The organism is Herminiimonas sp. CN, from assembly GCF_000622895.1.
Taxonomy (GTDB): Bacteria; Pseudomonadota; Gammaproteobacteria; order Burkholderiales; family Burkholderiaceae_D; genus AVCC01.
Genome location: NZ_AVCC01000107.1, coordinates 1 through 9,751, shown reverse-complemented (window position 1 = coordinate 9,751; position 9,751 = coordinate 1). Strand labels below are relative to the sequence as shown.

The following is a 9,751-nucleotide window of genomic DNA, read 5'->3' as shown; positions in this document are numbered from 1 at the left end:
AGATCCATTATGTCCATCTTCCCAATAAAAGCACGGTGGTTGTCTTTTCTGGAAAAGAGGTAACACCCAGATCAGCCCCCCCCGGCATCACATTGATTGATACATTGGCCCCTCGCCGCCCTGAGCCGTTGCGGCGAATCCGGGGAAGATTCTACCCCAATGGCAGTTGCCTGGACGGCCAGTCAGCGACAAACCATTCTAATACTGATATATAGCTACCGTGGTTGAGAAAGCAGGCGGGCAACAGGAAACTCGAAAGTCTCACACCGCCGGCTTTGAAAAGCATTAGGAACCGGCCCTCGGTGTATCGAGTGGAGCACCTCCCAGTCGGGGATCAACTCGGTCAGAGCGTGCGGATCCATGACAGCACCTGACAGAATGCGCGCGCCGATTTCCCACCCCTTGTCGATAACAGGTCGCTGTCGATCTGTTTCAGGCGGATCGCCGCCGGAAGGCCGGCAGGCCCCCCCGGCAATGACGACATCAAATCATTGATTCACGATGGTTGCTCATTACGCCTGCGCCCCCTGCGCCCCCTGAACTTGCGTTCTCGAAATGACGAGTTTTCTTGCGTAGCTGCCAATCTGAACTAGCAGAAGCAAAGCACACGCGCCAAGGAACCAGGCGCTAATCGGACGATCCACGAAAACACCGAGGTCACCGTGCGACAGCAGCATGGCGCGGCGGAAGTTCTCTTCGATCATGGGGCCGAGGATATAGCCCAGCACAATCGGCGCCAGCGGGAAATCCAGAACCAGCATCAGCAGCCCGATAACGCCGAACGCCGCGACTTCGCCCACGCCGAACAAACTGTTCCGGGCGGTGAACACCCCCACGCAGATAAAGAAGATGGCCGACGGAAACAGCAGCCGGTATGGCACCTGGAGCATTTTTACCCAGACCCCGATCAACGGGACGTTCAGGATCACCAACAAGACATTGCCGATCCAGAAACTCGCCACCAGACCCCAAAAGATATCCGGATGATCGGTGATCAACTGCGGCCCCGGCTGAATGCCCTTGATGATCAGCGCCCCCAGGATCAGGGCCATGACGATATCGCCAGGAATGCCCAATGTCATCGTCGGGATAAAATCGACCTGAGTTTTTGCATGGTTCGCGGCTTCCGGCGCCGCCACGCCTTCGATGGCACCTTTGCCGAAGCGCTCCGGGGTCTTGGACCACTTGCGCTCCAGGGCATACGCAATGAAGGTGGTGATCGTCGGCCCCGTCCCCGGCAAAGCGCCAAACAGCGTCCCGATTGTGGTGCCGCGCAGCATGGGAAAGAACGCTTTCTTCATCTCATCGCGGGTCGGGCACATATCGCGCATGGTCAACTTCGCGTCCTGGGGCTTGATGGTGGTCCGGTTGACGCACAGAAGGAAGTCGGCGATGCCGAACAATCCCATGCACAGCGCCCCCAGCTCGATACCGTCGGCCAGGTGTGTCGTGCCCAGCGTCAGGCGCGCTGTCCCGCTCGTGACATCGGTCCCGACCACCCCGATGACCAAGCCGAACAGGGTCATGGCGATCCCCTTCAGGGGCGAGCCACGCGACATGGTGGCGCCGGTCATCAAGCCCATCAGCATAATCGAGAAGATCTCGGCCGGCCCGAATTTGACCGCCAACTCGACCAGCAAAGGGGACAGGAAGATCATCACGACGATCCCGACCGATGCTGCGAAAAAGGAGGACATCATGGTCACCCCCAGCGCGGCGCCGCCGCGCCCCTTGCGCGTCAACGGATAACCATCCAGACAGGTCACGGCATGCGGCGGATGGCTCGGCAAATTCAGCAGGATCGCGCCAATCGCGCCGCCGTACTGCGAGCCATAGAAAATCCCGGCCAGCATCAAAATACCCGGCACCGGAGCCATGCTATAAGTGAGCGGCAACAGCATCGAAATCGCTGTCGGCGCCCCCATGCCTGGCAAGACGCCAATCAAGTTACCAATGAGCACCCCAAACACACACCACATGAGATTGGCGGGCTCCAGTGCCACACTGAAGCCAAACCAGAGATCCATCAAGCTTTGTTCCATGATTTCCTACCCCCCTTACAGCGAGCCAAAGGCCGGCATCTGCACCTTGAGCCCCCAACTGAAAACGATCAGCGCCAGTGCGACCATGGCGCAGGACAAAAGCAGCGCATCGCGCAGGCGATTCTTGCGATCGCCCAGAGCGGATATAAAGACGCTGGCAAATGTCGCGGGAACCAGGCCAGCATACTCGCCTAGCACAACGAACGCGATCACCCCGGCCACGATGCACCCCCCCCCACGCAGATCGGGCCAGCCACTCAGGCCCATGTGGTGCAAATGCTCCCCCCCGCCCGCATCCGCATCGTTCGGCGCCAGCATGACGGTAAGGCCCAACAGCAGGCCGACCACCACCAGCGCCACCCCGAGCACGAGAGGAACGAAGCCCGAGCCCATGTGCTCGAATGTACCCGCGCCGTATCCGTGCCCGGCGTAGGCGATGGCACCGCCGAACAGTACCATCGTCCCGGCCCCTACCAGATCCTTGCTAATCCATCGCTTAGTTGCCACCGCTGTCTCCTTTATAGGTTTATTTATAAGTTTCCGTCCCGCATTCAGCCTTTTGACACAATGTTTCCCGTCACTACAGGCTTCTTCCGAACATAAAGCACATTAGTTTCGGACCCAGTGGCGAGCAATGCAATTTTTACGTAGCGCCATGCCGAACGGGAATATCATCGATCCAAGAGACCTTCAGCACCCAAATGGCCCCGGTCGGCGGCGCCTTCCTCAGCGATCAAGTCTTCCAGGCGCGTTCCAGTTGTTCGATTTCGAGCGTGCGCACGCAGAGGACCAGTTCCAGTGTCGAAACTGGTATCGCGTAATTGCTGAAGTTCCTCGTCACGCCGCAACAGCAACGCCTTCAGGGCATCGATATCGTCCGGCCGTGGGGGAGTGGCTGACATGCGCGGCATGTTTACGCGCATGCCAGAACGTTTACAACAGCGAAAGAGGGCTGTATTCAGATAGCTTGTTGATAGATGCTAGTTTACGAGTAGAGCCCTAAAACTCCCGCTTCATAGGGGGAATGAAGGATCATCAACACGTAATCTGAATACAGCCCGAAAGAGGCCTCCAGCAGGGCAATCGCATGAAGGCTTAGTTGGCAGTCCCAGCTGAACCGGCACAGGCTTGCCCTGCGCATTTCTCCCGGCGCCGCCATCGCCCAACATCACCGGGATGAAAGCATCCATTCGATTCGCGGCAGGCATGGTCGGTGCGCCTGCCGCCAGTTGGTAACTGACTACCCATTTGCGCAACAGACTGGCGTCTGCGCCGTGCTTGAGTGCCATGCCCGCCAGCGATATACCTGGCTGTAGGCAGGCCCTGACCAGCGCCTGCTTCGAATCGTCGTCGTAGCGGCGCCGGCCATCACGCCGATGCGCTATGTGCGGTGAAACTGGCGCTTACACATGATCCGCAACGCAAAGGTTAGTGATCGGTACAAAAGAAAATCCGATGCCTTTGCGGAGCAATTCTACGCGCTGGCAGCATAAATTCGCCCAGCTTCAAGGGTCAGCAAAATCGCTCGTCCGGAATTTACTTGGCACCGGCTCGACGGAACCACCCTTGTTCAGCGTAGCCTTAACACTCCAAATAACGTTGAATCCGCGGAGGGGCACTAAGGGTGTGAAACGCGAGTCTTCGTTCCCGCAGACTCGCATCGGCTGCGGTAAATCGCTCCAGCAGCCGATGATGATCGACCCAGCTCTCGTTGACAATCTGCTCGATATAACGTCCCGGCTCCGATATATCGAAATACAACTTCCATGACACGGCGCCCTGTCGTAACCGCGCCCTGCGCGTCTCCTTCATCACGCTTCTGAATTCGTCTGCTCGAGTTGGGTCAACCATGTACTCAATCGTTATAATGACTGGCCCCTCATCGGATTGAAGATCAACGACCGGAGGCACCAGATTGGAGCCTAGTTTCACGGGAGTCAGATCCTCGTCGGCCAGGCCGCTACCACCGAGCCGATGCAATACGTAAAACAGGAAAGGCCCGATGATGGCCGCAGCGAAGACACTGATTGATACCGTCGCCAAGTTTGCGACATAGCCCCAGAGTGCCGCACCACTCGCGATCCCCCCCATCATGGCAATTTGCACAAACGACATCCCGCGCGCGCGTACCCACTTCGGCAGCGTCATTTGGGCCGCTATCGTCAGCGAATTCGCTACGCCTATCCACGCCATACCCACCACGACCATCGGCAGCAGCGCCAGCCAGAGTGTCGGAGCAACCACCACGATTACAGAGGCAATCCCATAGATACCTGTGCCACAATAAATGAGGCGATCTTGACCTAAAACACGACGCAAGTACGGCAAAACGAGGATGCCAGCGATTGCGCCCCCCCCCATGGCAGCAAGCATTACCGTAAAACTGCCAATACCAGCACCGTGGTAATTGCGCGCGACCAGCGGCAGCAGTGCCGTTAGCGCTGTGACTTGAAAAAAGAATAAATAGGTTCGCGCAAGCACGACGCGCATGCGCGGCGATTCCATCACATGCTTTAGTCCGACCCGCATCGCGCCTACAAATCGCTCGCCAGGAAGAGTACTGTCTTTCGAATTCGGGCGACACTGCATGACGAGCAGGAGCGCAATGATGGACAATAAAGCGTTAGCCAGGAAAACGTATTGACTTCCCATACTCGCGAGAAAAACGCCTGCCAGAACGGGGCCCAGCAAGCGTGACATATGTACCGCAATCGCATTCAGGCCTATCGCTGACGGCAATTCAGCGTTCGACACAATTTCAGGAATAATCGCGATGAACACCGGCCAACGCATTGCCACGCCAATGCCGCTTGCGAAGGTAAACCCTAACAGTAACGAAGCCGTCAATGCCCCGCTGGCCACCAGTACATAAAGTGCGGTCGCAACCGCCGCTCCCCACGCCAGTGTCGCGGCCATGAAGCGCCTTCTATCGCTGATATCAGCCAACGCACCGCTCGGCAACCCCAAAATAAAGACGGGCAGCGTCGCTGCCGACTGCACCAGAGCCACCATCATCGCATTATTGGAAAGTGAGGTCATCAGCCAGGCCGATGCGACGTCACCCATCGACACCGTCAAATTTGCTGCGAACCAGGATAGCCAGAGCATACGGAACGCTGGCCCGCGAAGCGGTGCCAGCGCCGACATAGTTTGTTGCTGTGATCGCAAGTCCTTATCCTCCGAATAAAAGATTACCGATGAACGGCTGGTCCCCAGGCCGAGATAGCTATCCGTGTCCAGTGGAAAGGTACACTCGGAGGAACTCGTCACAGAAAGAGTCTTATGCGAACAACTGGTTTACCGCTTCCGCCACGCACGCAGGCTTCTCCGTTCCCTTGAGCTCAACGACAATTTTCCAAGTGAGCTGCGCTCCACCCTCAATGTCTTCATAGCGCTCCAGAGTAGCGCGCCCCCTCACTGAGCCTTCCACGGGTACCGGCATAAGGAAACGCACACGATTCAATCCATAGTTAAGCCCGCGTCGACGATTTTTCACGTCCAGCGAGTCGAGGAAAAAGCCTGCGATGAGCGACAGCGTGAGGTATCCGTGTGCGATCGTCGTGCCAAAAGGCGATTCTTTGCGCGCCCTATCGACGTCCACATGAATCCACTGCCGGTCGCCAGTTGCCTCAGCGAATGCGTTGATCCTGTCCTGGGTAATCTTCAGCCAGTCCGTCACGAACACTTCTTCACCAACGTGCAAACGCAGATCGGCGATTGACTCGAAGACAATTTTTTCCAATTGGAAACTCCTCTATATGCAAAGTTCAAAACGGTCACATTAACCACGTCGCACCACCGCGGCGAATACGAGCTGTCTGCTGGTGGTCGCTATGGCGGCATCTCTTTGACGTGTATTTAACGATACCACCGGGACTTTCGCGCAGCCACGCAGTCGCCGCATAGCGCCATTCTTCGATGGCATAGCACGACTTTCAGGGGGATTAGAAGCTCCGACTTTATCCATTCAAGCCGCGTAGCCGAGCGTTTAGGCCAGGCGCTCGAATACCTCACGTGGCACTCCTATGACATCGGGAATCTGGGGCGGTATTGATAAAGCGAGCGTCCAGCTCCATAACCTACGTCGTACCAGAGTGATGGTGGCCGAGAAGGTCGCCTGCTCCATGTTGTGCCAGCGTGCCCACCTGACCGACATATCCTGTTCCGGCAGTACCTGCCTTGCAACTAATGTGGTGATTGATTACAAGGCGAGCAGTAACGGGGAGGTTCGGGCAATGGTGCTGACGGCATGCCGATCCGCTAGACTCAAGCCAGTAAGCGCAGGAAACAAAATCGCCATGATCTTCCTCTCGTCGAGAGTGATCATTCAGCGGCCGCGTTTCCCGATATTACGTTCCTTCTTCTTTCAAATACATAAAGTCGTGGGGGCCACCAATTATTGTTGAGCCGCCTGTCGGCGATCCCTATCATCCTGGTTCTGCTTTTCCTGCAACGCGCGCCATAACACCTTGCCAGAATGCGTTTTCGGTAAACTTTCGACAAATTCGACTAAACGCGGGATCTTGTACGCAGCCATGTGAGCACGTGCCCACTCGATCAGATCTTCGGATGAAAGATTCGCATCTGCACAAGGCCTTCGCACGATCATGGCCTTTACCGTCTCGCCACGATAGGGATCGTAGGCCGATATGACGCAGACCTCCTGTACTGCCGGATGGGCCGATAAACAAGCCTCCACCTCGCTCGGCCATACCTTCAGGCCGGAGGCATTAATCATTCTCTTAAGCCGATCCGTTATATAGAAGTAACCGTCTTCGTCGTAATAGCCAATGTCGCCGGTACGCACGAAAGGCCTCCCCTCGATCTCAACGAACGCCGCGCGCGAGGCATCCGGATGGTTCCAGTACCCTACAAATTGCGTTGGGCAATTTATTACGATTTCACCTGGCTGATAACAATCCAGTTCCGCATCACTGCTTACTTCAATCACCCGGGCATCGACCTCGATCTGGGGAATCCCAACGCTCCCAGTCCGCGCTTTCAGGGGAGGATTGATGTGAGTGCTGCCACAGGTTTCCGTCATTCCATAGCACTCAATCAAGGTCACTCCAAGACATTCATGGATCTGCCTTGCCAGCGCTACGGGTGTCGCTGTCGCCCCCACGTACAATCGTGTCAAGGAGGACAGGTTGTGCCGTCGCAGGGAGGGAGAGGTGAGTAAATCAATGAGCATCGGCGCTACAGCGGCCCATCGACCTACATGGTGACGCTCAATCAATGCGGGGACGGCATTCGTATCCCAACGCGCCAACAGGACGATTGTTCGTCCCTGGAATATGGCTTGATTCATGGCGCTCATGCCGGCGATATGACACATCGGCAAGGTCAGAAGATCGCTGTTCCTGGTGCCGTCATCCAACCAAAGCGACCGCTGTACGGCCGCCAGCGTGAGCGCACGATGGCTTAGCATGGCCCCTTTTGGCTTGCCCGTGGTACCCGATGTGTAAGCAATCAGGGCAAGATCGCTTCCGGTTTTAGACGCCGCCGCTGGCGATATGGCAGCGGCCGAAGCTCGCGCAAATTCGTGCTCCGCATCGGTGAGTGGTCGCTGGCGTGGCACTAACACAAACTCCGGGATTTCCATGAATGGAACGTCCTCCGGGGCGCCCGCCAATTCGCTGTAAGCGCCCACGATACAGGCGGTCAAGCGTTGATTGGCGAGCAGCGGCCGTATCTTCGGCAACATGTCCTGCATCACGATAGCCACCCGAGCTCCGCAATTATCAACGTAGTAGGCCGTTTCTTCGGCAGAACTCATCGGATTAATTGCCACCACCACGGCATTGGCGCGCTGGACCGCGTAGTAGGCAATGACAAACTGCGGACAGTTTTGCATCATGAGCAACACGCGGTCGCCATCCATGACGCCGAGACACTGCTGCAGGTAGCCGGCCAGACCACGTACTGCTTGATGCAGTTCCGAATAACTGATTTGCCTGCCGTAATAATCGATGGCTGCGCTGTCGGGCAGCTTCCCGGCATTAGCAGCAAGGCCGTTATACAGAGAGTGCTCAGGCACTTCCAGCGCGTGCGGCAATCCTTCTGGCCAATGCGCATAGTGACGGGTCAATTTTGGCATATTACGCCTGCGCCCCCCCCCTGAACTTGCGCTCTCGAAATGACGAGTTTTCTTGCGTAGCTGCCAATCTGAACTAGCAAAAGCAAAGCACACGCGCCAAGGAACCAGGCGCCAATCGGACGATCCACGAAAACACCGAGGCCACCATGCTCGCCTAGCACAACGAACGCGACTACCCCGGCCACGATGCAAATCCCGCCATGCAGATCGGGCCAGCCACTCAGGCCCATGTGGTGCAAATGCGCGCCCCCGCCCGCATCCGCATCGTTCGGCGCCAGCATGGCGGTAAGACCCAACAGCAGGCCGACCACCACCAGCGCCACCCCGAGCACGAGAGGAACGAAGCCCGAGCCCATGTGCTCGAATGTACCCGCGCCGTATCCGTACCCGGCGTAGGCAATCGCACCGCCGATCAGTACCATCGTCCCGGCCCCTACCAGGCCCTTAGTTGCCACCGCTATCTCCTTTATAGGTTTATTTATAAGTTTCCGTATCGCATTCAGCCTTTTGATTCGAAACGGTGAAGTCTCTATGCGGCATATTGAACGCGCGGATCCTGAAAGTAAGACTTGACGCGTTCCGGTGATTTTTTAAGCATCGTCATGTATTCGGCTGTGGCGTCCCATAGCGTGGATTTCGTACGCATCGCAACAGTCGAGCCCAGCGCGTATTTGAGATCGGCATTGAGTCTTTCATCCGGGTTCAATTGCGGACTGTAACTGGGCAGATAAAACACCTCGATCTTCGCCTTGTGCTCTTCCAGCCACGCCTTTACCGGCTTGCTGTGATGGACCCGCAAATTGTCCAGAATCAGGAATACTTTTTTCTTTGCATCTTTGATCAGCGCAGCCAGAAACTCGATTAACTTGTCGGCATTGAAGGCAGCGACCACGCACATCGGTGTTGACGACAGCAGTCTCATCGCCCCAGTGAATCTCTGCACCTTCGGCTTTGGCACGCGCCTCAATCGCAGGATATTGCGTATCAAGCCATGCCTTCACCGCTTCCGGCTTTTGTTCATAGGCGCGTTTGATCGGCTTTTACGGCGTCATGCCCCAACGCTTGAGGTAATTACTTACCGCACGCATGGTCAGTTTCAAACCGCATTCACGCTCAATCAGAATGGTCACCGCACCACGATTCCATAGCGCAAAATCCATCTTCACTTGTTCCGGGCGCTTGTCGCAAATAATTCCGCGTATGAGTTGTTCTTGCTCAGGAGCCAGTGCCCGATTCCTTGCCACGTGCTTTGGGCTTCAGGGCATTCCAGCCTCCTTGCTCAAAGAGCGTCAAGGCCGCCCGTACCGCCGGCCAGCTCAATCCCGACAACTGTACAATTCGCATTACGCCCAAACCTTTGGAATGGCAATCGCACCACCTGCTTGCGCCTGATGTGCAGCTCCAATAATGTTTGCCTTCTTGCGTCTTCTTTATCCATGTAAACTATTTGGGAACGCAGAACATAAATTCAATGGTTCCGAATCAATTGCGACACAATGTTTCCCCTCGCCACAGGTCTCTTCCGACATAAAGCACATTACTTCCGCGCCTAGTGACATGCAATATAATCTTTACCTGATGCCATTCCAGACGGGAATACCATGGACCT

8 protein-coding genes and 1 pseudogene are annotated in these 9,751 nt (G+C 56.3%); 1 reads left to right on the top strand and 8 read right to left on the bottom strand.

Annotated features, from left to right (window positions below; all coding sequences use genetic code 11):
* Nucleotides 1-512 precede the first annotated feature (512 nt).
* From HMCN_RS0116065 to HMCN_RS0116045, 5 genes are all read right to left on the bottom strand, one after another.
* Nucleotides 513-2,042 (bottom strand): tripartite tricarboxylate transporter permease, encoded by a 1,530-nt coding sequence (locus HMCN_RS0116065; protein ID WP_238552212.1) that lies wholly within the window; start codon nucleotides 2,040-2,042, stop codon nucleotides 513-515.
* 15 nt (nucleotides 2,043-2,057) lie between these two features.
* The gene (locus HMCN_RS0116060) at nucleotides 2,058-2,549 is read right to left on the bottom strand and encodes a tripartite tricarboxylate transporter TctB family protein (protein WP_025918335.1); all 492 of its coding nucleotides are present in this window, start codon (nucleotides 2,547-2,549) and stop codon (nucleotides 2,058-2,060) included.
* A gap of 506 nt (nucleotides 2,550-3,055) precedes the next feature.
* Nucleotides 3,056-3,427, bottom strand: coding sequence for a transposase (locus HMCN_RS18900; RefSeq protein WP_081801547.1), 372 nt, complete (start codon nucleotides 3,425-3,427; stop codon nucleotides 3,056-3,058).
* A 196-nt stretch (nucleotides 3,428-3,623) separates the two neighbouring features.
* Nucleotides 3,624-5,189 (bottom strand): MFS transporter, encoded by a 1,566-nt coding sequence (locus HMCN_RS0116050; protein WP_025918333.1) that lies wholly within the window; start codon nucleotides 5,187-5,189, stop codon nucleotides 3,624-3,626.
* Nucleotides 5,190-5,322: 133 nt separating this feature from the next.
* Nucleotides 5,323-5,784, bottom strand: a complete 462-nt coding sequence (locus HMCN_RS0116045) for a MaoC family dehydratase (protein ID WP_025918332.1) — start codon at nucleotides 5,782-5,784, stop codon at nucleotides 5,323-5,325.
* A gap of 283 nt (nucleotides 5,785-6,067) precedes the next feature.
* On the opposite strand from HMCN_RS0116045, the gene HMCN_RS19485 reads away from it, so the two are divergent.
* Nucleotides 6,068-6,448, top strand: a complete 381-nt coding sequence (locus HMCN_RS19485; RefSeq protein WP_155837610.1) for a hypothetical protein — start codon at nucleotides 6,068-6,070, stop codon at nucleotides 6,446-6,448.
* On the opposite strand, the gene HMCN_RS0116035 is transcribed toward HMCN_RS19485, so the two are convergent.
* The 3 genes and pseudogenes from HMCN_RS0116035 to HMCN_RS18405 form a co-directional block, all read right to left on the bottom strand.
* A complete protein-coding gene (locus HMCN_RS0116035; RefSeq protein WP_025918331.1) occupies nucleotides 6,439-8,142 on the bottom strand; it encodes an AMP-binding protein in 1,704 nt (567 codons plus the stop codon). The genes HMCN_RS19485 and HMCN_RS0116035 overlap by 10 nt on opposite strands.
* Nucleotides 8,130-8,597: a hypothetical protein gene (locus tag HMCN_RS18005; protein ID WP_155837609.1), complete on the bottom strand. Its 468-nt coding sequence runs from the start codon at nucleotides 8,595-8,597 to the stop codon at nucleotides 8,130-8,132. Before HMCN_RS18005 ends, HMCN_RS0116035 begins: the two co-directional genes overlap by 13 nt.
* Nucleotides 8,598-8,671: 74 nt before the next feature.
* Nucleotides 8,672-9,580, bottom strand: a pseudogene (locus HMCN_RS18405) (transposase).
* Nucleotides 9,581-9,751 lie beyond the last annotated feature (171 nt).